This is a genomic window from Desulfobulbus rhabdoformis (assembly GCF_016919065.1).
Classification (GTDB): Bacteria; Desulfobacterota; Desulfobulbia; order Desulfobulbales; family Desulfobulbaceae; genus Desulfobulbus; species Desulfobulbus rhabdoformis.
The window spans coordinates 114,157-137,643 of sequence record NZ_JAFFQA010000001.1 but is presented as its reverse complement, the minus strand read 5'-3'; the positions used below and the strand labels follow the sequence as shown (position 1 = coordinate 137,643).

Genomic DNA, 23,487 nt, shown 5'->3' with positions numbered 1-23,487 from the left:
TGTATTGCATATTGATTGTTGTGTGAAGATCGTCTTCGTACAGTGTTTGATTTTCTAGATATCGCTTGGCCCGTTCTCCAAATTATTAAGTATAGAGGAAAAATTCCTTGGAATATTTTTTTGTTTACGCTGAAATGTATGGCATGGCTTATTGCTATGCTCCTCTGTAAAGAGGTGCATAGCCTTGGGTGTAACGATACTTTTAATTTATGGAACAGAACAGAATGTACAAAAATATGCAATTAACGACAAAAATGATGCTTTCTCTAGGCATTATAGTCCTTGTCTCGTTTGTGGTCACTGTTGGATACGTGGCCAATAATGCGACTCGTTTGTCACAGGAAGAGGCGCAGCTCCGTTTTGAATCAGTCGCGAGAGAATTTTCCAATCAGATTCAACTGGAAATTGATAATGCATTCGCTAGTGCAAGAGGCCTTGCCTATGCAACTCAGCAGTTGAAAAAGGATGGCAGTACTGTCAGCCGATCAACCTTGCTGAGCATGATGAAGGGGATTTTGCAAGGTAACTCCAACTATTTCGGTATGTGGATGGTTTGGGAGCCCGGTGGTCTGGATGGTCAGGACGAAAAGTTCAAAGGGCAACCAGGGCATGACGGAAGTGGAAGGTTTGCCCCCTATTGGAACAAGATGGGGGGGATACACCTGGAGACCTGTGTTGATCTGGATAAGGAATGGTATACCAAGCCCAGAGACAGCAAACATGAAGTGATTATCGATCCTACCGCTTACGATATCGCAGGGCAGCGGGTTTTTGTTGTCAGTGTTTGTGTGCCCATTGTTGTGAATGGCCGCTCGGTCGGGGTGGCGGGGGTAGATTTCTCCATGGAGCAGATCAGTGGACTGGTCTCCAAAATTCAGCTATATGAGACCGGTTATGCTGTCTTGGCTACAAGCAGTGACATGATTGCCGCCCATCCTCAAGCGGAAATGGTCACCAAATCAATTCAATCGTTGTATCCAAAAGAGATCCTGCAGGCGAGTGGTGAAAACAGGACCACCCATGCACACTTTTCGCTGGAAACATCCGGTGAGCCGTCCCTGATGTTTATCACCCCTGTTGCCACGGGGAAGACGCAGACTCACTGGAAACTGTTCATTAATGCACCCACAGAGCGAATTCTTGAACAGGTGGTGAAGATGCGAAACGGGAGCATCATAATTTCGATACTTGCTTTTATCTGTCTTATGGGGGTTATTTACCTGCTTGCTCGTTTGGTCATTGTTCGACCTGTGAATAGCGTTATCGCAGGGCTTGAGGATATTGCCCAGGGGAAAGGTGATCTGACGCTGCGTCTGGAGGTAAATACACAAGACGAGCTGGGCCAACTTGCCGCCGTATTCAATACCTTCATCGATAAGTTGCACACCATGATCAAGGATATTACCGGAGGCGTGGGCACGCTTTCACTTTCCTCTGCGGAGCTTTCCACCGTTGCCGAGCATCTTGCCCAAGGGGCACATAATACATCGGAAAAATCAAATTCCACGGCGCAGGCAACTGAAACCATGGTAGGGAATATGCAATCGGTCTCTGCGGCTATGGAGCAGTCGAGCACCAATATAAGTATGGTGGCCACGGCAGTGGAAGAGATGAACAGCACCATCAGTGAAATTGCAAAAAGTGCTGAGAGTGCCCGAGGAATTTCCGAACAGGCTGTTACCAAAGTGACAGACTCTTCAGAAAAGATGGTGGAACTGACCGCGGCAGCCTCAGCCATCGGTAAAATTGTTGAAACAATAACCGAAATTTCCGAACAGGTTAATTTACTGTCACTTAATGCTACCATCGAGGCCGCACGGGCTGGAGAAGCCGGGAAAGGATTTGCCGTGGTGGCCAATGAGATTAAGGAGCTCGCCCATCAAACCTCAAAGGCCACTGGGGATATCAAGGACAAGGTGGGACGGATTCAGGAAAGTTCATCAAGTACCATGTCGGGAATTGATGAAATAAAGATCGTCATTGATAATGTTAACGAGATTGTGCAAATAATCGCAGCAGCCGTTGAAGAGCAAAATGTGGCCACGCACGAAATAGCGGAAAACCTGAGCCAGGCATCAGTCGGTATTGATGAGGTCAATCAAACCGTCAGTCAGAGTTCTGTTTCAGCCGTGGAGATAGAGCAGGACATTGCTGGCGTGAACAACGCGGCCGCTGATATTGAGCAAGGTGGGCTTCAGATTAAGGCCAGCTCAGAGAGCCTGGCCCAATTGGCGGATACGTTGAATGCAATGGTGGGGCAGTTTAAGGTCTAAACCGGATGAAAGGGGGGGGATATAAAAAAGCGGTGGAGCCCACGATCGGATTTGAACCGATGACTTCCTCCTTACCAAGGAGGTACTCTACCCCTGAGTTACGTGGGCACAATGGAGTGCTTGAGGGCTTCTTGGATACGTGCAGAACAATAAACCCGGGTCGCAACTGATACCAGTAACCCCTTTCTTGTGTCAATGAAAAATTGAACGATCTTGAATCGTTGAGCCGATAGGATTAGGCCGTGCAGCTTGTGCACCGCCACTCTGATCTTGCCAAAAGAAAGAAAAGATCCCTACATACAGGCTGATCCTTTTCTCTGGGTTGGGAACCGCTGGGATTCATGTAGCAGAGCATGTATTTTTTTTAGGCGGAAGAGGAGCACACCATACGAGGTATAACGTTCCTCTCATCAAATTATGACTGAGGGGTAACCTTATCTTATTCAAGCTCCTGTTAATTACAATCGTTCTTCAGGTCCTCACGGTCTAACGAACGCTCCTACCTCCGTGCCCCTTTGCTGGTTTCCCCCCTTTCTTTCCAGCAAAGGGGCCACCTTTTTTTCCTTACTCCGGTTTCTCCATCTCCTCCAACCCCTGCGGTAAGCTGAGAATAAATTCTTTTATGGCATCACGGACCTGCCGGTAACAGTCAAGCTGTTCTTCAGGGCCTGCTCCTTGGCCGGCAAGTTGTTGCGCCATCTTGGGGGGATCATCAAAGCCGACATGGATGACCCGTGTCGTACCGGGGAAAAAGGGACAGGTTTCATGGGCATGCCCACAGACGGTTATGATAAGGTCTAATGGAACGTCTCGAAAATCACCAATATGTTGGGATTTTTGGCCGGAAATATCCACACCGACCTCAGCCATGACACGCACAGCCATGGGATTGAGTCCGTGTGTTTCGATTCCGGCAGAATAGACGGTGAACAGGTCACCTTTGAGGTGACGGGTCCAGCCTTCAGCCATCTGGGAACGACAAGAATTGCCTGTGCAGAGAAAAAGCAGAGAGATTTTTTTTTGCATCGCCTTGAGAGTAAAAAAAGATCCTGAATCCGTGAGCATTCATAGGATACCTTGTTCTCAGTGACCGCCCGCCGTCACGGATTAAGGAAGATATTAAAAATAGCCTGATAAACATATCAAAGAAGTGTACACTTCAATCCATGAAAATACCTCGAATACTTGCTTCACTCTTAAGTTTGATTATTGTTAGCATTGGTTTGCGGGCTATTTTGACTGCAGAGTACATTGCACGAAGCGGCAGGCTCGGGGTAGAGCTTGTTCTCAGCGGGCCGGCAGCTGTTGCTTCAGGTGTGTGTGTGCTCTGTCTTGGGTTATTGCCCCTGAGCTTGTGGTTTTCCGAGAATAGGCGGTTGCAGTTCGCCTGGTGCCTTGGTTGCCTGATTGCTGCCTCAATTGCCTATTATATCTCATCGCTTTATCCCATCTGAGTCTGTTTGACACGCATGTAGCTTTTGCTTCGAAGGCTTGCTCCGTGGTCGGTTAGGCTTGCATTCCACCGTGGACGCGTTAGTCTGCATTGAAAGATTTACGCGTCCATCGCAATAGTTTTGTTCCAAAAAATTACGGTGAGAGGCAACATAAATCACAGCCCTTTCACGAAATTTCCTGAACCCCAAAAGCCCCCGTTCATGGGGGAGGAGGACGGTATGCCTGAATTTGGAGCCCCTTTTTCTGGTCTGGCAAATGGGAAAAAACTCACTGATGAAGAGTTGATCCGCGCCATTCGTTTTATGGTTGCAGCCGAGTATGAGGCTATACAGCTGTACATGCAGCTGGCTGAATCTACGGATAACGAGCTGGCAATCAGTGTACTGAAAGACATTGCCGATGAAGAGCGTGTCCATGCTGGAGAGTTTTTGCGCCTGCTCTACGAATTGGCCCCTGATGAGGCAAAACTTTATGCAGAAGGCGCCGAAGAAGTTGAGGAAGAGATCGAGGAATTAAAGAAAAAATAATCTGAGCGTGGAGGCAACATGCACAAGAAAGTGTTGGTTTTGATTCTGGGGGTATGTTGCCTCTTGCCTTTGCAGGCCTTTGCTGCCGGTGGGGTGACTTATCGTGGGTTAACCCCCGGCATTTCCACTCTGGCTGATACCCTGCGCGTTTTGGGCAGGCCCATCTCGAAGGTGTATCGCGATGACCGCATCGTCTGCAAGTACCGGACAGTCTTGGTTAATATCCCTAAAAAAACTGAAAAAGTTCAGTATATTATCATCACGGATCCTGATTTTCGAGATGTGAACGGTATAGGCCTTGGCACATCATACGCTGCGGTGCAGAAAAAATTGAAGGTCAATGGTACCGGTAACTCGATCGTGGATATGGAAAAGGCCATTGGCTATGTTTTTGATAAGTACCGTCGAGTCTCACAGATTATTTACGGGATAATACGCTGATAAGTTGAATCCGGGCGGTGCTGGCTACAGGCATCTGCAATCACAAATTTTATTCCCCTTTGGTCATGGAGGAGAGTTCGTGGAAATAGTTCGGGAAGAACTCAAGCCAGTAAAAAACTTTGAGGATCAGACCTGTTTTGGCTGCGGGAGCAAGAATCCCGTTGGTCTGAGGATGGAGTTTTTGACCGACGATACGCGCCTTTACTCCTTTGTCAGTGTGCCCAAGACCATGACCGGTTGGGATTCCACCGTCCATGGCGGCATCCTGACCACCATACTTGATGAGATGATGGGGTGGTCGGTCATTTACCTTTTGGGAAAAATCGGGGTGACCAAGTCCATAACCGTGGATTTTAAAAAACCAGTGGCTTCGGAAAACCCACTTATGGCTGTTGGCTCAATTCAAGAGGTGGTCTCCGAGCGTAAGGCAATTGTCACCGGTGAGATTTATAATCAGGACTCCATTCTCTGCGTGCAATCCACCGGAACCTTTGCTTCCATGACTGCTCAGGCCGCCGTGCGCCTTGGGGTGATGGGCACCGACTATATGGAGCGTTTTCTCCCCCTGCTGCGACAAAAGGACGGACCGACGTAAGAGAGGAAATATGTATGCGAGAGTGCCATAAAAAATGCCACCTGCCTTCAAGGCAGGTGGCATTTTTTATGGGGCTTTTGACGTTCAAGGGCTTTCCCTGGAAACAGGGCGTTACCTACCCGCAAGCTCAACCGCCGCCTGAACAATACCCTGGCTGTCAATTCCCGCATTTTTCCAAAGGACTGCCTGGGAGCCATGTTCAACAAAGGCGTCTGTGTATCCAAGCATCCTCACAGGTACCTGCAGGCCGTTTTGCTGGAGCAGCTCCAGTACCGCGCTGCCAAAACCTCCTTGGATGGCATTATCCTCAATGGTGATGACTTTGCCAGTCTCTCGGGCTAATTCGGTAATCAGTTTGCCATCAAGCGGTTTGATAAAACGGGGGTTGATCACGGCGGCATTGATCCCCTGTGCTTCTAAAAGCTGAGCCGCTTCAACGGCAGCCGCCACCCGATTGCCCACAGGGAGCAGCAGGAGATCTGCTCCTTCACGTAGCATTTCGGCTTCCCCATGGGGGAGCTTGACAAAGTCGGCCTCAAGCGGTACCCCCTCGCCACTGCCACGCGGGTAACGGATGACCACCGGCCCCTCGTACTCCAGGCAGAAGGCGAGCATGTGCTGCAGTTCATTTTCATCCTTGGGGGCAAGTATGGTGAGGTTGGGTACGTAGCGCAGGAATGAGAGATCAAAGACGCCGTGATGGGTGGGGCCGTCTGCTCCGACAACGCCGGCCCTGTCAAGGGCAATGGTCACCGGGAGGTTAGGCAGGCAGACATCATGGATTAGTTGATCCAGAGAGCGCTGCATAAAGGAGCTGTAGACCGCAAAGAACGGGCGGAGCCCCTCCAGGGCCAAACCGGCAGCAAAGGTGACGGCATGCTGCTCGGCAATGCCCACATCAAAAAAACGATCAGGAAACTCGGCAGCAAAGGGTGCCAGGCCGGTCCCGGCGGGCATGGCGGCCGTGATGCCAACCACCCGTTTATCCTTTCTGGCCAGCCGTGAGATGGTCTGTCCAAAGACCTTGGTGTAGGAGATCGGGGCGCTGGAGTTTTTCTTTTGAATACCTGTTGCGATATCAAAAGGCCCAACACCGTGATAATCACCGGGGTTCTCTTCCGCTGGTTTGTATCCCTTGCCCTTGGTGGTAATGACATGCACCAGCACCGGGCCATGGTTATGATCACGCACGTTTTCCAGGGTGGCGATCAGATCTTCGAGTTCATGACCGGGAATCGGCCCTACGTACTTGAATTTGAGCGCTTCAAAGAGCATGCCCGGGGTGAAAAATCCCTTGAGACTCTCCTCACTCTTGCGCAGTACAGAGAGGATATTTTCACCCACGGAAGACAGGGCCATGAGTCGGTCTTCGATGTGATCACGCAGGCGGCGAATGGTGCGGCCGGTCATCTTGCGGCTTAAAAAGCTGGAGAACGCGCCCACATTTTTGGAGATCGACATCTCGTTGTCGTTGAGGATCACCACCAGGTTTTTGCCCAGATCACCTGCGTGGTTGAGTCCTTCAAAGGCCATGCCCGCAGTCATTGAGCCATCGCCGATGATGGTAACCACCTTGGCAGAATCCTTCTGGCGGCATTTTGCCGTGGCCATCCCAAGACCATAGGAGATCGATGTGGAGCTATGACCCGCTTCGACCGTATCGTAGGGGCTCTCACCACGTTTGGGAAAACCGCTGAGTCCTTTGTACTGACGCAGGGTGGAAAAAGCATCCCGTCGGCCGGTGAGCAGCTTGTGAGCGTAGGACTGGTGGCCAACATCCCAGACCAGCCGATCCCGTGGCGTATCGAACACGTAATGCAGCGCTATGCTTAACTCCACCACACCCAGACTGGGGGCGAGGTGGCCGCCGTTTTGAGCAACGGTGTTGATAATGGTGTCCCGAAGCTCCTGGGCCAGTTGCGACATCTGCGAAAGACTGAGGTGACGGAGATCGCGGGGCGAATTGATAGTGTCCAGCAGGGTGGAGGGATGGTCGGTGAGGGAGTCCACAATGAGCATAACTATTTTTTTCTATCGACTATATAATGTGCCAATGCCCGCAACGGATCTGCATGGGCATCAAAGTTTTCCAGTGCGGTCAGGGCTTCCTTCACCGCCTCGCGGGCCATGGTGCGGGTTGTTTCCACTCCAAAGAGTGAGGGGTAGGTGACCTTGTCGGCTTCGGCATCACTTCCCGCCGGTTTCCCTAATTCTTCTGTGGTGGCCTCGACATCCAAAAGGTCATCGACAATCTGAAAGGCCAGACCGATATTGTTGCCGTAGGTCCGCAGGGCTGCTTCCTGTTCGGCTGAACCACCGGCAACCATGGCACCGGTCAGTACCGAGGCTGTAATGAGGGCCCCGGTTTTGCTGCGATGAATGGCCCGCAGGGTTTCATAGCCGACCTGCTTGCCTTCATAGAGCATATCAAGAGATTGTCCGCCCACCATTCCCAGAGGGCCAGCTGCCTTGGCGATGGTGTTGATAATGCGAATGCGGGTGGAGTCATCGACTCCCTTGGTTGCCTGGCTGCTGAGCAGGTCAAAGGCGTAGGTCAACAAACCGTCACCGGCAAGAATTGCCCCCGCCTCACCATAAATGGTATGGTTTGTCGGTTTGCCCCGGCGAAGATCATCATCGTCCATGGCAGGGAGATCGTCGTGAATCAGCGAGTAGGTGTGAATGCATTCAAGGGCGCAGGCCACAGAGAGCGCTTGTGTCCGGACCTCTTCTCGGCTATCTACCGCTGCCGCCCCGGCAATACAGAGAATGGGACGAATACGCTTGCCGCCGACAAAGAGGCTGTAGCGCATGGATTCAATATGTTTGCTGAAATCGCCGGATTTTTCGAGCATTAATTCGGCAAGCCGGTCCTCGACCAGCTGCCGCTGCTCATTGAGATACGTTTTGATCTCCACTGGTTTCCTCGGTAAAAGGGACTGCTTCCAGGGTACCGTTTTTTTTCAGCAACAGCTCGACCTGAGTTTTGGCCTCGTCGAGTTTGCCATTGCAAAACTGCACCAGGCTCATTCCCTCGTTAAATTTTTCCAGACTTTTTTCCAGGCTCAGGTCTCCGTTTTCCAGTTCTTCGGTGATCTGTTCTAGTTTAGTCAGTGCGGTTTCAAAAGTCTTTTTTGCCATAAAGCGGTTCCATCCGCCGGAGAATATACATAAAATTTAAAAGCGCTTTCCTCCATTACTCCGTGCAAATGTTGTTTGACTTGGGGAGGGCTGCGGCTCATTATTGTTCTCAGGTGAGGAGAACATAATTTTATTTGCCCAAATAGAGGAGCAAGAGTAAACAAGCATACTAAACATTCTCCAAGTTCCTTTCAACCTCATCTTTTATGATGTCTAGACTTGTTCAACAATTTGTCAGCTGGCTGCTTGTGGAAAAAGGGTATTCACCCCATACAGCAGACGGCTATCAGCGAGATATTGTAGATTTTTATCAGTTTGCAGGAGAGACGCTTGTGCCAGCTGATATGACCTCGCAGCTGGTGCAATCTTACGTTGGTTCACTCTACGGACGCAATGCAGCCGCCTCGGTTGCACGTAAGCTCTCAGCGTTGAGAACTTTTTTTCGGTTTCTTAAACGGGAAGGCGTGCTCAGTGTTGATCCACTTGCTGGGGTGGCTGGCCCGAAACAGGGACAGCACATTCCCGCTTTTTTGACCGTTGACGAGGTTTTTGCCCTGCTTGAGGCACCAGTTGTTTCCGATCGATACTGGCGGCGGGATCGCGCATTGCTTGAGATGCTCTATGCCACGGGCATGCGGGTCTCCGAGCTGGTGGGCTCCAACCTTGAAGACTTAGATCTGGTCGCTGAGATGGTGCGCGTGCGCGGCAAAGGCAACAAGGAACGGATCGTGCCCTTTGGACGTGCTGCCCATGAGGCGATCGAACAGTACCTGCCGGAGCGGGAATCTCTGATCCTGGCTCGGGCCAATCGAGGCAAGCCATTGGAGAGAGAGGCCGTATTCTTAAACGGGCAGGGGAGTCGTCTCAGTGTGCGCAGTGTGGAGCGTAGTATCTCCAATTATGCCCAGCGTGCGGGCATCGTGGTTACCGTGACCCCCCATGCATTGCGCCACTCCTTTGCCACTCATCTCCTGGAGATGGGGGCTGACCTGCGAACGGTCCAGGAGTTACTCGGGCATGTCAGTCTCTCCACTACCCAGCGCTATACCCACTTAAATATTAGTCATCTCTCCCGTGTTTATGATCAGGCCCATCCACAGGCCAAAGGGAGTTCTCGCTCACAGGGCTGAGGCTTGACGGAGTTTTTGATCGTGGTTACAGGTCATCCTCAACTTCTCTGTTTTCTGAAACAAGGTATAAACGGCGTTTGAACGCTGATCATAATTTTTCCCCTATATTTCTTATGCAAAAACCTAAAATTCGTTCCACCACCATTGTGGCAATTCGTCATAAGGGTGAGGTCGTTGTCGCCGGAGATGGCCAGGTAACCCTGGGCTCCACTGTTATTAAGCATCAGGCGCGTAAGGTGCGTCGGCTCTACCATGACAAGGTGATCACCGGTTTTGCCGGTTCCACCGCCGATGCCTTCACCCTCTACGACCGGTTGGAGCAGAAATTAGAGCAGTTTAACGGTAATTTGATGCGTGCAGCCGTTGAACTTGCCAAGGATTGGCGCATGGACAAGATGCTGCGTCGTCTTGAAGCCATGCTTATCGCGGTTGACAGTAAGCACTCGCTTTTACTTTCCGGAACCGGCGATGTGATCGAGGCCGATGACTCTATCTTAGCCATTGGCTCCGGAGGGCCCTATGCCCTGGCCGCTGCCCGTGCCCTGGTGTCGCATTCTGAACTGGATGCCGAGGCCATTGCCCGCAAGTCACTGGAAATTGCCGGATCAATCTGCATCTACACCAACTCCAATATCGTTGTTGAAAAAATATGAAAGGTATAAATTCACAGACTCCCCGGCAAACCGTCGCCGAGCTTGACCGCTATATCATTGGTCAGGCCGATGCCAAACGTTCAGTCGCCATAGCACTGAGGAACCGTTGGCGCCGGCAGCAGGTCGAGCCGCCGCTGCGTGAAGAGATTGCGCCCAAAAACATCATCATGATCGGCCCGACTGGTGTGGGCAAAACCGAGATCGCCCGTCGCCTGGCCCAACTGGCCAAGAGCCCCTTTATTAAAGTTGAGGCGTCCAAGTTTACCGAGGTCGGCTACGTGGGGCGCGATGTGGAGTCTATGATTCGCGATCTTACCCAGTTGGCTATCAATATGGTCACCAAAGAAGAACAGGAAGGTGTCCAGGAAAAAGCAGAGGTCATGGCGGAAGAGCGGCTGCTGGATCTACTCCTGCCAAGCTCTGGTGGAACCGCCCCCGCAAGCCAAACGCACCAAACGCAGCCAAGCAACGTGATTTCTCTTGGTTTTGATACCGAGAACAGGGAAGGCAGCGAAAAGGAGACTCACTCCCAGACCACCCGCGAACGGTTTCGCGAGATGCTGCGCCAGGGGGACCTCGACGAGCGGGAGGTTGAGATGTCGGTCTCTACTGCCGGTGGGACTCCGGTGGTTGAGGTCTTTTCTGCCTCGGGCATGGAGGAGATGCAGAATTCCCTGCAGGACGCCTTTTCCAAGTTTTTTCCAAAAAAGAAACAGAGCAAAAAAGTCAAGGTGCCAGAAGCGCTGGAGTTGCTCAAACGGGAAGAAGCCGAGCGGCTGGTCGATAACGAGAGCGTGACCGAAAAGGCTATTCGCCGCACCGAGCAGTCGGGAATCATCTTTTTGGATGAGATCGATAAGATTGCCGCACGCAGTGGTTCCGGCTCCGGTTCACCGGATGTCTCCCGCGAAGGGGTGCAGCGTGACCTGCTGCCCATCGTCGAGGGAACGACTGTCACCACCAAGTATGGGCCGGTAAAGACCGACCACATTCTCTTTATTGCCAGTGGTGCCTTTCACATGGCTAAACCCTCGGACCTGGCGCCCGAGTTGCAAGGGCGGTTTCCAATCCGGGTCAATCTGCATGCATTGGGCGAGGAAGAGTTCTTCCGTATCCTCACCGAGCCGCAGAATGCCCTGATTAAACAGTATCAAGCCATGCTGGAAACCGAGGATATCAACCTGGTCTTTGAAGAGGACGCCATTCGGGAGATGGCTCGCATCGCTGTGCAGGTGAACCAAAAGACCGAGGATATCGGTGCCCGTCGTCTGCATACCGTGGTTGAGCGGGTTCTGGACGAGGTCTCATTTGATGCTCCGGATCGGGAAGACCTGACCTTTACCGTGACTGCAGAGTATGTGCGTCAGCAACTCGATGACATTTCAGAAAATCAGGATTTGAGTCGCTATATTCTGTAAAGGTTTGCATGAAACGAAAAGATATAGACCCCGAGCTGAAATACTGCCCCCGGTGTGCTGAAGAATACCGGGCCGATATAGAAACCTGCGGTGATTGCCAGGTGCCCCTGGTCTTCGGCCAAGCAATTCTTGCGGCCCAAGCTGCAAGTGAGCCAGATACGCCGTCTTCGCTTGTAATCGGTCCCGACGAGCCAGTGGTGAGTATTCGCCGCGGTCCGCTGTTGCAGCTTAAAGAGCTGCAACGGGTCGTACATGGCCAAGGGGTGGCCGCACGCCTGGCAAAAGAAGATGGTGGAGGCTGCGGCTGTAAAGGGCCGGAGGTGCTGCTCCAGGTCCGTGAACAGGATCTCCAGCAGGTTATGGCGGTTCTCAGTGATGATTATTATCAGAGTACAGGCTTGAATGACCATGATGTCAAGCATGTAGGGGCTGTCTTTGATGATGAGCAAGAGGAAACCAATTGCCCCGCCTGCGGAACCCGCTTTTCCACCAGCCAGACCACCTGTCCTGACTGCGGCCTTTGTTTTGGTTAACAGGATTCAGGTGTCTTTTTCAAGACCATGCAAACATTCCCTCCTATCATCACCCTGATTACCGATTTTGGCCTGGATGATCCCTATGTGGGGCAGATGAAAGGGGCCTTGCTTAGCGGATGCCCGCAGGCAACCCTTGTGGATATCAGCCATGCTGTGTGCCCCTGGGATATACATGCTGCAGCAGTGACCCTGGCAACCTCCTACGACAGTTTCCCTCTGGGGACAATTCACCTTGTGGTGGTTGATCCCGGCGTTGGCAGTGAGCGCGGCATGATAGCAGCGCAAGGAAACGGTCATTTTTTTGTCTGCCCGGATAATGGCATACTCAGTCTGCTTCTGGAGGAGGAAAAGATGGTCGAGGCGCATCAACTCGATGCTCAACCCCCAGGTCGCACAATAAGCCCCACTTTTCACGGCAGAGATATTATGGCCCCGGCTGCTGCCGCCCTAGCAAAGGGGAAGACGTTGGCGTCTTTGGGAAATGCTCTGCACATCTCAAAACTCAAGCGGCTGGCTTTCCCTCTGGCACAACCCGACAAGGCAGAAACGCCGGGGCGGGTGTTATCCATTGATCACTTTGGCAACGTACGCACAACAATTCGTGCAGCGAGCAACCTGGATAATCAGCCATGCATGCAGCGGGTTGAGATTTGTGGACAGATACTTACAACCTTTGCAAACAACTATGCTCAGGTCGAGAAAGGGGCGTTGCTGGTGCTTGTTGACAGCGCGGGTTTTTTGGAGATTGCAGCAAACCAGGCCAGTGCTGCTGCTCTTTTGGGGTGTGGCCCTGGTGATCCTGTTACCTTATTTTGTCTCTAACGGGAAATCCATTCGGCTCCAGGCTTTTCTTTTTTCATTCCTGTCTTAATTTATAAAATCATCTTCAAGCTAAAGCGAAGAACATTTTTTTCAGAGAGGAGGCTTTGTTATGCATAAACTGGCCAAGTTTTCAGCAGTTGTATTTGTATCACTTGCGCTGACATCGTGTGCGACCAATCAGCAGACCGGGACCGCTGTCGGTGCGGGGGCTGGTGCAGGCATTGGAGCAATCCTTGGCCAGGCAATTGGTCATGATACCGGAAGCACCCTCATTGGAGCCGGTATCGGCGCGGCAATCGGAGGTCTTGCAGGCAACCAGATTGGCCTGTACATGGATAATCAAGAGCGTGCCTTACGGCAGATGACGGATGCCAGCATCCAGCGCGATCAGGATGTCCTGACCGCAACCTTTAAAAGTGATATGTTTTTTGATTATGATTCTGCTCAGTTGAAACCCGGTGCGTACAGTGAGCTGGGGCGGGTAACTAACGTCTTGAATCAGTATCCGCAGACCACAATTCGCGTTGAAGGGCATACTGATGCCTCGGGCAGTGCAGCCTACAATCAGGAGCTTTCCGAACGTCGCGCTCTGGCCGTGAAGAATGTTCTGGTGCAACAGGGGGTTGATTCGAGAAGAATCGATGCGGTCGGATATGGGGAATCTCAGCTGATCTCCTCTAGCCCTGCTATGAACAGGCGTGTGAGTATTGTTATCAATCCTGTGCGTCAACAGGCCTACTGAGCAAGCCGCATTCATTGTGCAGTACGTGCTTCGTGACAGCGGGCGGAGCTGCCAAGCAGTGCTCCCCGCATCATGCGGCGTTTAATTATACCCTCCTTGAGTATTCGTTCAAGGAGGGTATTTTTTTAAATACATTTGCAGGAGAGTTGCTTACAAATCTTTGCTTCCTTGGCTGGCTCGGCCTATAATACGTTTAGTACAGACGGCTGGTTATCTGTTTTTCCGTCCAAACACCCAATCCGAACAGGAGGAGGATCGTATGGCTGTAAAGATTTTAATCAAACGAAAAGTGGCCAAGGAACTCACCCCTCAACTGGATGAACTGCTCAGAAAAATGCGAGCCCTCACCCTTGCTCAGAAAGGCTATATTTCGGGAGAAACATTCTCTCAGATCGATGAACCTGGGGTAAGCATGGTGATCAGTAGCTGGCAGAGCCTGGACGACTGGCGGGCCTGGACGCTCAGCAAAGAGCGGGTGGATCTACAGGAGAAAATCGATCAACTCCTGGGCGAACCCACCAGGTATGAAATTTTTGAAAATGCCTGAGAAGGCGGCGTAAAAATCCAGGTTCACCGACTCTCCTTACAACCGTTAGCAGCCAGCCCCAGCAACGCAACGGATGTACGGAGCAAAGAAGCGGCCAGGCAGATTCTTGCCTTGGGCCGCTTTTTTTGATGGGATCATCGCCTTTTCCGACTCTGGGGACTATACGAGGTGAACAAAATTTAGGAGCGGCTATTCAACGGAATATTTCGGGGCAAAAAGTCATAACTACCCCGAAGAAATTTTCGTCATTTCCGGTAGGCTCTATGATACGGCTTTTGATTTATGGCTTGAGCCAGGCTTTTACGCAAGCAGACCACCTGGTGAGATGCATGGTCCCTTCATTGCAGATGGAGAGGTCGTAATTTTGGAAATGTCAAATCCCAGTCAATCCATTACACAGTAGCAGATAAGGGACAAGGGATTCGACCTGCGCCGTATTCTAGCCGGGGATGCCTGAGTAATTCGGCTTCAACATTCCTTTCAGCAATTTTTTATTCAGTTACTTGGCTTGCCCCGCCGTCTGCCGTTACCGCGTTGGCGGACCTCGGGTTGCCGCATCAGCACCTGCAATGATCGGGGACCACAGAGGTCTGTGATTTTATGAAAGAGTTCCGATGAGGGGCGAACACTCATATCTTTGAGTACCTGAATATCCACCTCGCCCCTGTTGTCAAAGTGGAGGGTCAACATCACCGGAGTCATCCCGTGGTGCTGGTAGAGCAGTTCCTTGAGCTCGAGCATATGCTGACGAGAGGTGTGAGTGGCCCGGAGGGTGATAATAGCCCGGTCTGTATATTTTTCCAGGGCATTGCTTAAGGTCCTGACCTCCTGAGCAATGATCTTGGCACCTCGTTCTCCCTGCTGTACTGTCCCTAAAACCACCAGCGGTTGGTCTGTGAGCAACAGCTCGGAGCATTCGGCAAAGGTGGAAGGGAAAACAATCACCTCGATCTTGCCGGTCATGTCTTCCAATGTGGTAAACGCCATGCGGTCGCCTTTTTTGGACTTATGCTCCTTGTAGCTGGCAATGAGTCCACCAATGCGGACCATTTGATCCTCACTGAGTTTTTCCACACCTTCAATGTCGGTATCTATGGAACGTTGCAGATCTTCCATGACCCCTTCCAGAGGATGGCCGGTGAGAAAGAAGCCCACGGTTTCTTTTTCTGCGGCCAGCCTCTCCAGGTTTGGCCACTCCTCGATATCAGCGGGTAATTCAACCTCCACGGCCTCGCTCTGTTTTTCCTCGGACTGTCCCACGGCAAAGAGGTTCATCTGGCCACTGAGGCGATCACGCTGAATGGCCTTGGCCTGATCCAGACATTGCTCGAGAATAGCCATATACTGGGCGCGTTTGCCTCTCATGGAGTCAAAGGCCCCGGCCTTGATCAACGATTCGATGACCTTGCGGTTCACCTTGGAGCTGTCGATTCGGCTGCAAAAATCACTGAGCGAGCGGTAATGACCGTTTGTTTCCCGTTCCTCGATAATTGAATCAAGGGCTGCACCACCCACGTTTTTCACCGCAGCCAGACCAAAGCGGACCCGGTCATTGATAACCGTAAAATCTTTGAACGATTCGTTGATGTCCGGTGGCAGCACCTCGATATCCATGGAACGGCACTCATTGATATACTTCACCACCTTGTCGGTGTTGTCGTAATCGCAGGAGAGCAGGGCTGCCAGGAACTGTGAGGGATAATGGGCCTTGAGGTAGGCGGTCTGGTAGGCCACCAGGGCATAGGCCGCCGAGTGCGATTTGTTGAAACCGTAGCCCGCAAATTTGGCCATTAGGTCAAAGATGTAGGTTGCCTTGTCCTCCGGGACATTGAGTTCCTTGGCACCTGCCATGAACTTGCCGCGTTCGGTCTCCATGACCTCGGGGATCTTCTTACCCATGGCGCGGCGCAGAATATCCGCATCACCCAGGCTGTAACCAGCCAGGATGTTGGAGATCTTCATGACCTGTTCCTGGTAGACGATAACGCCGTAGGTCTCCTGGAGTACCTCTTTGATCTGGGGCAGGGGATAGTCCGGTGGCCGTCTGCCGTGCTTGGTCTCGACAAAGGTATCCACCATGCCCGAGTCCAGGGGACCCGGACGGTAGAGGGCCACCAGGGCGATCAGGTCGGTGAACTGCTCGGGTGCCATCTTGATCAAGAGCTCCCGCATGCCGTCACTCTCCAGCTGGAACACGCCCAGAGAGTCGCCGCGGCAGAGCAGGTCGTAGGTCTTGGGATCATCCATGGGAATCTTTTTGAGATCCACATCACGATCCAGGTCAAACTTGATCAGCTTCAGTGCCCGGTCTATAACGGTCAGGGTTTTCAGACCGAGAAAGTCGAACTTGATCAGTCCGGTCTTCTCGGTGTATTTCATGGCGTACTGGGTCAGGATCTCCTTGTTGGGCCCCACGCAGACCGGCAGATACTCGACCATGGGTTCCGGGGAGACCACCACGCCAGCCGCATGGGTGGATTTGTGGCGGGAAAGCCCTTCCAGTGTCTGGGAGATTTTGAGTAGCTCTCGAACATCGGGATCCTTCATGGCCTCACGCAGGCGGGGTTCCTTGTCGATGGCCTTTTTGATGGTGATTTTCATCTCCTCAGGCACCAGCTTGGCGATGCGGTCTACCACGGGCAGTGGGATATCCAGTACCCGGCCAACATCGCGCAATACCGCCCGGGCCTTCATCGAACCATAGGCCACAATCTGGGCTACATGGGCATCCCCTCCGTAGCGTTCACGTACGTAATCAATGACCTCATCACGCCGCTCCTTGCAGAAGTCGACATCAAAATCGGGCATGGAAACACGTTCTACGTTGAGAAAACGCTCAAAGAGCAGGCCGTAGGGAATGGGATCAATATCGGTGATGGACATACAAAAGGCTGCGATACTGCCCGCACCCGAACCACGGCCCGGGCCAACGGGAATATCGTGATCCTTGGCCCAGTTGATAAAATCGGCCACGATCAGGAAGTACCCTGAAAACCCCATCTCCTGAATAACGCCGATCTCGTATTTGAGTCGCTCGTAATAGGTCTTTTCAAGCTCTTCGGAGACCTCACCCATCTCTTTGAGGTGGGCCATGCGATTTTCCATGCCATCCCAGCAGGCCTGGGAAAAGACCGACTCCAAGGTTTCGCCTTCTTCAAGCGGAAAAATGGGAAAGTAGTGGTCGGAGAAATCAAGCTCCAGGTTGCACCGTTCGGCGACTTCCAGGGTGTTGCTGACGGACTCTGGGCAGTAGCTGAACTGGGTCGCCATCTCATCGCCGGATTTGAAATAGAGTTCGTCAGTATTGAATTTGAACCGGTTCGGATCGTTGATGGTCTTACCGGTCTGAATGCAGAGGAGTACCTCATGGGCGTAGGATTCCTCTTTGGTCAGATAGTGGCAGTCATTGGTTGCCACCACTTTGATCCCCAGTTCCTTGGAAAGTTCCAGCAAACCTTTATTGGCGATGGCCTGTTCCGGGATGCCGTTTTCCTGAATCTCGAAGTAGAGGCGGTCACCAAACACTTTCTGTAATTCCAGGGCTCGGGCGCGGGCGGTTTCCTCGTCGTTATGGCTCAGGCGCCAGGGAATCTCGCCTTTGAGGCAGGCGGTGAGCACCAGCAGGCCCTCTTCGTATTTGTAGAGGGTCTGGCGGTCGATACGTGGCCGATAGTAAAAGCCTTCGGTCTGGGCAAGCGAGGCCAGTTTCATCAGGTTTTTATAGCCGGTCTCGTTCATGGCCAGGGCCACGAGGTGGAAGTTGTGGCCCGCGCTGCGGTCATGGATATGCATGCCGTTTTCAGCGATATAGAACTCACAGCCCACCAAGGGCTTGATCCCGGCTTTTTTAGCCTTTTCGTAGAACTCCAGAGCCCCGTACATGGCGCCGTGGTCGGTGAGAGCAACCGCCTCCATGCCAAACTCCTTGGCAGTCGAGATCAGATCGCCGACGCGGATGGCGCCGTCGAGCATGGAGTACTGGGAGTGAACGTGGAGATGAACAAATGGTGTGGACATAAAAACCGTCTGTAGGTAGTAGTGAAAAAAAGAGCGTGTTATTTATTCGGAGTGGGAAGGATATTTTTCTGCACCCAGGGCCAGTTGAGATAGACGTGGTAGACTGCGAGAACGACCAGAGCCCAGCCACATGAATGGAGAACTTCAAAGACCCCGTTGGGTAGTACGTCGTGCAGCATACCTGAAAGTGCTTGTAGGGCCAGAAGAACTGCCAGTGCCGGGTTCACAAATCTGAGTTGTTTTTGCTTATTCATGTGTCTCTCCTTGTTCGTATGCCCACCTAGCTAAGGAGGCAAAAAAAATATTGAGGTAGCATGAAAAAGGAGTACGGCAGCTGGGTTAGGCTCTCAATAGCTCTGTGTTAAAAAATAAGGCCGGTACATTTTTTTTGGGGAAGATGCATGGAGAGCTTTTACAGCCCGCGCGTCCCTTCCTTCAAGACCTCACTGAGATTGGCTCCTTTAAGTTTTGCCCCGGTGAGGTCTGCCTTGATCAGGTTCGCGCCCTTGAGGTTGGCGCCTCTCAGATCAGCCCCACGCAGGTCTGCCCCAGGGAGGTTGGCGTAGACCAGGGTTGCCTGTTGCAGGTTTGCTTTTTTAAGGTCGGCCCGGCGCAGGTTCGCCATGCTCAGGTTTGCACCTTGAAAATTTGCTCCGGCCAGATTTGCCCCAATAAGCTCCGCCCGTCCCAGGTCCACCCCCGCAAAGTTACAGCCCGGACAATTTTGAGCCATAAAGGCGATGGTGGCCTCCGTGTCCTGTCCTGAAAATGTGCTGGAACCACTCTCTTCAATAAGCGTTGCCGTTCTCTTTTGCTGCTGGGCCTTCCGCTGCTGTTTTTGCTCTGCTTTTCGCAGGGATTTTCGTAAGCTTCTCTTGCTCCTGTCTTCGGGGATAAAACTTGACTGGCTGTCTCCCTGTTCCATGAGAACCCTATACCGCAAGACACCATTTTCCGTGGCAAGTCGAAAATCATCGTTTCCGGTTTCGTAAACGCTGAAACATCGCAGATCCCCATACCACCAACTGTCCATACGAAAACAGAGGTCGCCCCCCTCGCTGACGTCCCAGTTGCCTGTATCGGTATCGGTGCTGAGATCGCTTTTCGCGAAAATTTTTCCGGAAGGCGCGAAATAGAGATGAGCATCTTCGTTGTACGCCCGTACCTGCAGTGTATTCCCTTGAACCAGCTCCATGACTTCAACACCCAGCATTCGGTGACCGTCATTGTGTTCAATCAGGGAATCCACAGTTGTTGGGGCACATCCTGAAAGGAGCAGGAGGCCGAGCAGCGTCGGGAGAAAAACGTTTCGCATAGAAAACCTCTTTTTCGTGTATATGCAGAAAGTAGTGCTGTTAGTGCAAGGTGTGTGTGGCCACCTTAAAAAAAGTATAATACACCAGAGTTCGTTTTTTTCCTTGTTGATTTTCTTAACGAGTGCCTGGCATCCCGATGATAAAATTTTGAACACAACGCCAAAATTGGGCAGGTAAGCTCAGACACCAAAAAAATGTTTCTGGAAGGACATGAACGAGGGGAACCGGGATCAGTTGCCCCCGGGGCCGAAGGAGCCGTGGGGCTCATGCTGAGAGTTCTGAGAGATCTCAACATCAGAAATATGAAATCTTTTTTGAATATGGGAGAGGGGCACAAGATCATCTTTGCGATCAGCCGGGGTGAGGAAGGATAGAAGCTTGGTGCGCAAAACCGTGGGGTTTAACTCGCTTTGGATGGCGATAATTCCCTCCATAATGATTTTTTGCAACAAAAGCTCCTGGTTCGTGCGTTCTCGAAGATTTGCCGCCAGAGGAGTAAAAAAGAAGTTGGCCAGGATGAGCCCGTAGAGAATGGAGGTCAGGGCCAGAGGCACGGTCTTGAGGATGATACCGGTGTCATCGATGCCCGCCAGCATGGGGATGAGCCCGGCCACCGAGCCCACGATGCCAAAGGCGGGGCTGAAATCGGCTGTGGTCCGCAACACCCGTTCTGAATCTTCACGCCGCAGTTTAAAAAAATACATCTCTGTATTGAGGATATCGCGTATCTGTTGGGGGGAGTAGTTGTCAACCAGGCAGCCCAGGCCTCGGCGGAGAAAAAGTACAGAGGTTTCGTTTTCGTCCTCCTGCAGGGAGAGGATGCCTTCCATTCGTGACTTGATGGCCAGGTTGATTAAAATGTCAACGATCTCGGCCTCTGATTTCAGGCGGCGGCCGTAGGAAGAGCGAATCACCTTGAAAACGATGCGCAGGCGGGCGAGTTGAAAGCTTAAAACCGCAGCCGTTGCCGTCCCTCCCACGACGATCATCAGGCTGGCTATATTAAAGTAGAGGGGCAACTTTCCCTTGAGGAGAAAACCTCCCAAAAAAATCAGGCTACAGAGAAGCAGGCCAATGATATTGAGACGTTTCATTGGCTGACTCCTGCGACCGTTTCGAGCGTGTTGGCCGCCACGCTGGGCAACTCTTTGGAGAGAACAATCTCAACCCTGCGGTTACGGGCACGGTTTGATTCACTGGTATTGGGAACCAGCGGGCGGTACAGGCTGTAACCGGTTACGCGAAACTGTGTGGGCGGCAGGTCGGTCGAGTCGATGAGAAAACGGGCAACCTGACTGGCTCGGGCAAGGGAAAGTTCCCAGTTGGAGGGGAAGCGGGCGGTTTTTACGGGCTGGTCATCAGTATGACCAATGACGTTAATCATATAGGGGGACTTATTAATAATCTGCGAGAGGATCTTTAATGAGGCCAGTGCATTTTCTGAGAGTTCGTCTTCGCCGGTCGCAAAAAGCAGGTCACCGGTGAGGATGATACGCATGGTCTTATCGGGGATAAGTTCGACCGTGGCCAGCCTTTGAAGTTTTTCATCGGCAAGTGCCAGATTGGAGAGATCATAAATCTTGGTGATCACTTCCTTGGCAGGTTGTATTTGTGGCTCTTCCACGGGTAGTGTTGGTGTTGGTGGTGGAGATGCTGGGGGCTCAAGTTGGGCAGGTTCAACCATTGGGGGAGGCACCTGGGCCGTTTGATGACGAACCAGAATATCCGAGCCGGATTGCTCCTGAGGGGGAGCAAGAATTTCCTGGGCGTTTTTTGATATTTTCATACTCACATCCTGCGATATGGGATGAAAGACCAGGCTGTTTTCGATATCACTGACCTGTACCGGAATATTCTCATCGGCGATGCGATTTGGCACTCCATAGGCGGTGGCATTTTCCTGGGATTTCAAGTGCACAAAGAGGGTGAGAAAGAGAATGAACATGGTCATCATCAGATCTGACCAGGCGATTGACCAGTGCAGGGGACGGGCAGGTGTGCGAGAGCGGGAGAAGGAGTCCTCAACCGTAAATACGGACTGGGTCTGTTGCTCCGGAGAAGAGGAGGTGGCGGGCTTGGTGGAAGCAGGCCATGTGGATCGATTGTTCATACATCTTTTTCGGCCAAAGCGCTCTGGAACTCAAGGGGTTTTATAAGAAAACGTTAAAAGGCTTTGTTTTTCACGCAATGTAATCAACTGGTTAGAAGTGGTGAGGAGTCTTTTTTGTCAGCTGCCATGTCTAGGAATGGACGCAATTTCGGCCACTTTGTTTTGCCTGGTAGAGGTGTTGATCTGCCAGTTCGATAAAATCATGCATGCTCTGGTTGTGCTCAGTAACCTGGGGAATGATCGTGCTCACCCCCAGGCTTACGGAAACGTGGGCAGATACATCAGAGGTACGGTGTTCGATGTGTAAATCCTGGATACCCTGACGCACGCCTTCTGCAACCTTACAGGCACCCTTATTTTCGGTGTTGGGTAAGATGAGAGCAAATTCTTCGCCACCGTAACGGGCGGCAAGGTCAGCAGGGCGGCGAATATGTTTTTGCATGATTTCGGCTATGGCAATCAGGCAGCGGTCCCCCTGCTGATGACCGTAGGTATCGTTGTAGTGTTTGAAAAAATCCACATCAAGCAGAATGAGCGAGAGAGGGGTCTGCTCTCGCATGGCTCGATGCCATTCTTTGCTGAGGTAGGAATCGAACATGCGCCGGTTGGCAATAGAGGTCAGCCCGTCCTGGACAGAGAGGATGATGAGTTGTTCATTAGCCAGTTGCAGTTCATTGGTTTGTTTACCAATGGTCTGGACCATGGTGTCTATACTTTGGGCCAGGAGTCCAATCTCGTCCGTTCGACGCATGGCAATACGGCGGGAAAAGTCTTTTTGCTGCTCGATCAATTGGGCATGGTCTGTCAGCCGTTTGAGGGGCTGCATGACCACCTTTTGCAGGGTCAGATTCAAGATAACAATAATACAAATTCCCAACGCGATAACCAGGGCTGCAGCATAGCCCATACTGGCAATACCTTTGCGGGTGATTTCTCGGGGGAAGAGATATTCAACCCCAAAGACCGGCTTGCCGGTGATGCCTGGGTAACCAAAGCAGGACTGAATGTATTTACCGGTGTTGAGCTCAATAAAACTGAGCTTTTCAGTGTTCAGATGGAAACCGTTATCAATCGAGCCGCAGAGTATGGTGTTGGCTTCTAGTGGGTAGCGTAACTGAAAAGGGATGCGGGTTTGCTCCTTTAATGATTCCACTGCAGACGCATCGAGCAGGCGGGCCATGATCAGATAACCGATTCCAGGGCCAATATTGTTTGAGCGAAGAATGGTCTGGGTCGAGAAGAGCAGGGGGCCAAAGGGAGAATCAATAATACCGGAGCTGCTTTGTTGGTTGTCTTCTTTGAGGAAGGAGAACAGTGGATGGTCCAGGCTCACCTTTTGTGTCTTGAAAAAGGGAAAGGGGAGCCGTTGTTCATCCTGCAGGCTCGAACCCCAGACAATGCTCCCGTCCAGACGACAGAAGAGCAACAGGTTAAGGCGATCGGATTCCAGAGTGGAGTCGCCGAGGTTGCTTTCGATGTAGGCTTGAGAGCGGGTTTGTATAAAATCATAGGAGTCATCCCAGATCGCCCAGTCACGGCAGAGGCGGTCAAGGTGGATGATCTCTCGTTCGATGGCATAGCGAATACGCTGCAGGTTTTCGCTGGCCTCCCGGGATTCCAGTTCGAGAAAACTGGGGAAGATTATCAGACGCTGAATGAGAAAATTCGCACCTCCCAACAGCACAAAGAGCAACAGGATAATAACAAAGACTTTACGTCGAATGGACATGCTTTCTCCCTTGAATCAGTACACAAGTGTCTGAT

At 51.8% G+C, this 23,487-nt stretch carries 21 protein-coding genes, 1 tRNA gene and 1 pseudogene; 12 read left to right on the top strand and 11 right to left on the bottom strand.

The window, feature by feature from the left end; translation table 11 throughout:
• Positions 1–224 precede the first annotated feature (224 nt).
• The gene (locus JWJ90_RS00645; RefSeq protein WP_205225245.1) at positions 225–2,273 is read left to right on the top strand and encodes a methyl-accepting chemotaxis protein; all 2,049 of its coding nucleotides are present in this window, start codon (positions 225–227) and stop codon (positions 2,271–2,273) included.
• A gap of 33 nt (positions 2,274–2,306) precedes the next feature.
• On the opposite strand, the gene JWJ90_RS00640 is transcribed toward JWJ90_RS00645, so the two are convergent.
• Positions 2,307–2,381 (bottom strand) — tRNA-Thr (locus JWJ90_RS00640).
• A gap of 456 nt (positions 2,382–2,837) precedes the next feature.
• Positions 2,838–3,299, bottom strand: coding sequence for an arsenate reductase ArsC (locus JWJ90_RS00635; RefSeq protein ID WP_205225349.1), 462 nt, complete (start codon positions 3,297–3,299; stop codon positions 2,838–2,840).
• Between the two features lie 647 nt (positions 3,300–3,946).
• On the opposite strand from JWJ90_RS00635, the gene JWJ90_RS00630 reads away from it, so the two are divergent.
• The 3 genes from JWJ90_RS00630 (at position 3,947) to JWJ90_RS23110 (ending at position 5,291) form a co-directional block, all read left to right on the top strand.
• Positions 3,947–4,255 carry a ferritin family protein gene (locus tag JWJ90_RS00630; protein ID WP_205225244.1) on the top strand — a complete coding sequence of 103 codons (309 nt, stop codon included), beginning with the start codon at positions 3,947–3,949 and terminating at the stop codon, positions 4,253–4,255.
• 18 nt (positions 4,256–4,273) lie between these two features.
• Positions 4,274–4,696, top strand: a complete 423-nt coding sequence (locus JWJ90_RS00625; RefSeq protein WP_205225243.1) for a hypothetical protein — start codon at positions 4,274–4,276, stop codon at positions 4,694–4,696.
• A 79-nt stretch (positions 4,697–4,775) separates the two neighbouring features.
• On the top strand, positions 4,776–5,291 hold the full coding sequence (locus JWJ90_RS23110) for a hotdog domain-containing protein (RefSeq protein ID WP_205225242.1): 516 nt from the start codon (positions 4,776–4,778) through the stop codon (positions 5,289–5,291).
• A gap of 111 nt (positions 5,292–5,402) precedes the next feature.
• On the opposite strand, the gene dxs is transcribed toward JWJ90_RS23110, so the two are convergent.
• Genes dxs through xseB form a run of 3 tightly spaced genes read right to left on the bottom strand, consistent with a single transcriptional unit; the run spans position 5,403 to position 8,432 of the window.
• Positions 5,403–7,310 (bottom strand): 1-deoxy-D-xylulose-5-phosphate synthase, encoded by a 1,908-nt coding sequence (dxs, locus tag JWJ90_RS00615; protein WP_205225241.1) that lies wholly within the window; start codon positions 7,308–7,310, stop codon positions 5,403–5,405.
• A 2-nt stretch (positions 7,311–7,312) separates the two neighbouring features.
• Positions 7,313–8,209, bottom strand: coding sequence for a farnesyl diphosphate synthase (locus JWJ90_RS00610; protein ID WP_205225240.1), 897 nt, complete (start codon positions 8,207–8,209; stop codon positions 7,313–7,315).
• On the bottom strand, positions 8,184–8,432 hold the full coding sequence (gene xseB / locus JWJ90_RS00605; RefSeq protein ID WP_205225239.1) for an exodeoxyribonuclease VII small subunit: 249 nt from the start codon (positions 8,430–8,432) through the stop codon (positions 8,184–8,186). Before xseB ends, JWJ90_RS00610 begins: the two co-directional genes overlap by 26 nt.
• 206 nt (positions 8,433–8,638) lie before the next feature.
• On the opposite strand from xseB, the gene JWJ90_RS00600 reads away from it, so the two are divergent.
• From JWJ90_RS00600 to JWJ90_RS23855, 8 genes and pseudogenes are all read left to right on the top strand, one after another.
• Entirely contained in the window at positions 8,639–9,562 is a 924-nt protein-coding gene (locus JWJ90_RS00600) for a tyrosine recombinase XerC (RefSeq protein ID WP_275889039.1), read from the top strand.
• A gap of 113 nt (positions 9,563–9,675) precedes the next feature.
• A complete protein-coding gene (hslV, locus tag JWJ90_RS00595) occupies positions 9,676–10,215 on the top strand; it encodes an ATP-dependent protease subunit HslV (RefSeq protein WP_205225238.1) in 540 nt (179 codons plus the stop codon).
• On the top strand, positions 10,212–11,633 hold the full coding sequence (gene hslU, locus JWJ90_RS00590) for an ATP-dependent protease ATPase subunit HslU (protein ID WP_205225237.1): 1,422 nt from the start codon (positions 10,212–10,214) through the stop codon (positions 11,631–11,633). The genes hslV and hslU overlap by 4 nt, the downstream gene beginning before the upstream one ends.
• An 8-nt stretch (positions 11,634–11,641) precedes the next feature.
• Positions 11,642–12,166 (top strand): zinc ribbon-containing (seleno)protein DG, encoded by a 525-nt coding sequence (locus tag JWJ90_RS00585; protein ID WP_205225236.1) that lies wholly within the window; start codon positions 11,642–11,644, stop codon positions 12,164–12,166.
• A 27-nt stretch (positions 12,167–12,193) separates the two neighbouring features.
• Entirely contained in the window at positions 12,194–12,991 is a 798-nt protein-coding gene (locus JWJ90_RS00580; protein WP_205225235.1) for an SAM hydrolase/SAM-dependent halogenase family protein, read from the top strand.
• A gap of 109 nt (positions 12,992–13,100) precedes the next feature.
• Positions 13,101–13,733, top strand: coding sequence for a YiaD family glycine zipper/OmpA-like lipoprotein (locus JWJ90_RS00575; protein WP_205225234.1), 633 nt, complete (start codon positions 13,101–13,103; stop codon positions 13,731–13,733).
• Between the two features lie 259 nt (positions 13,734–13,992).
• Positions 13,993–14,280, top strand: coding sequence for an antibiotic biosynthesis monooxygenase family protein (locus tag JWJ90_RS00570; protein WP_205225233.1), 288 nt, complete (start codon positions 13,993–13,995; stop codon positions 14,278–14,280).
• A 148-nt stretch (positions 14,281–14,428) separates the two neighbouring features.
• A pseudogene (locus JWJ90_RS23855) lies at positions 14,429–14,683 on the top strand (cupin domain-containing protein); the annotation flags it as partial.
• A 92-nt stretch (positions 14,684–14,775) separates the two neighbouring features.
• Here the strand turns inward: JWJ90_RS23855 and dnaE are convergent.
• The 6 genes from dnaE to JWJ90_RS00535 all read right to left on the bottom strand — a co-directional run bounded on the left by dnaE (position 14,776) and on the right by JWJ90_RS00535 (position 23,452).
• Positions 14,776–18,297 (bottom strand): DNA polymerase III subunit alpha, encoded by a 3,522-nt coding sequence (gene dnaE, locus JWJ90_RS00560; RefSeq protein WP_205225232.1) that lies wholly within the window; start codon positions 18,295–18,297, stop codon positions 14,776–14,778.
• Between the two features lie 38 nt (positions 18,298–18,335).
• Positions 18,336–18,551 (bottom strand): hypothetical protein, encoded by a 216-nt coding sequence (locus JWJ90_RS00555; RefSeq protein WP_205225231.1) that lies wholly within the window; start codon positions 18,549–18,551, stop codon positions 18,336–18,338.
• Between the two features lie 158 nt (positions 18,552–18,709).
• Entirely contained in the window at positions 18,710–19,612 is a 903-nt protein-coding gene (locus JWJ90_RS00550; protein WP_205225230.1) for a pentapeptide repeat-containing protein, read from the bottom strand.
• Positions 19,613–19,843: 231 nt separating this feature from the next.
• Positions 19,844–20,707 carry a motility protein A gene (locus JWJ90_RS00545; RefSeq protein ID WP_205225229.1) on the bottom strand — a complete coding sequence of 288 codons (864 nt, stop codon included), beginning with the start codon at positions 20,705–20,707 and terminating at the stop codon, positions 19,844–19,846.
• Positions 20,704–21,723, bottom strand: a complete 1,020-nt coding sequence (locus tag JWJ90_RS00540; RefSeq protein ID WP_205225228.1) for an OmpA/MotB family protein — start codon at positions 21,721–21,723, stop codon at positions 20,704–20,706. The genes JWJ90_RS00545 and JWJ90_RS00540 overlap by 4 nt, the downstream gene beginning before the upstream one ends.
• Before the next feature lie 130 nt (positions 21,724–21,853).
• Entirely contained in the window at positions 21,854–23,452 is a 1,599-nt protein-coding gene (locus JWJ90_RS00535; RefSeq protein WP_205225227.1) for a diguanylate cyclase domain-containing protein, read from the bottom strand.
• Between the last annotated feature and the right edge of the window lie 35 nt (positions 23,453–23,487).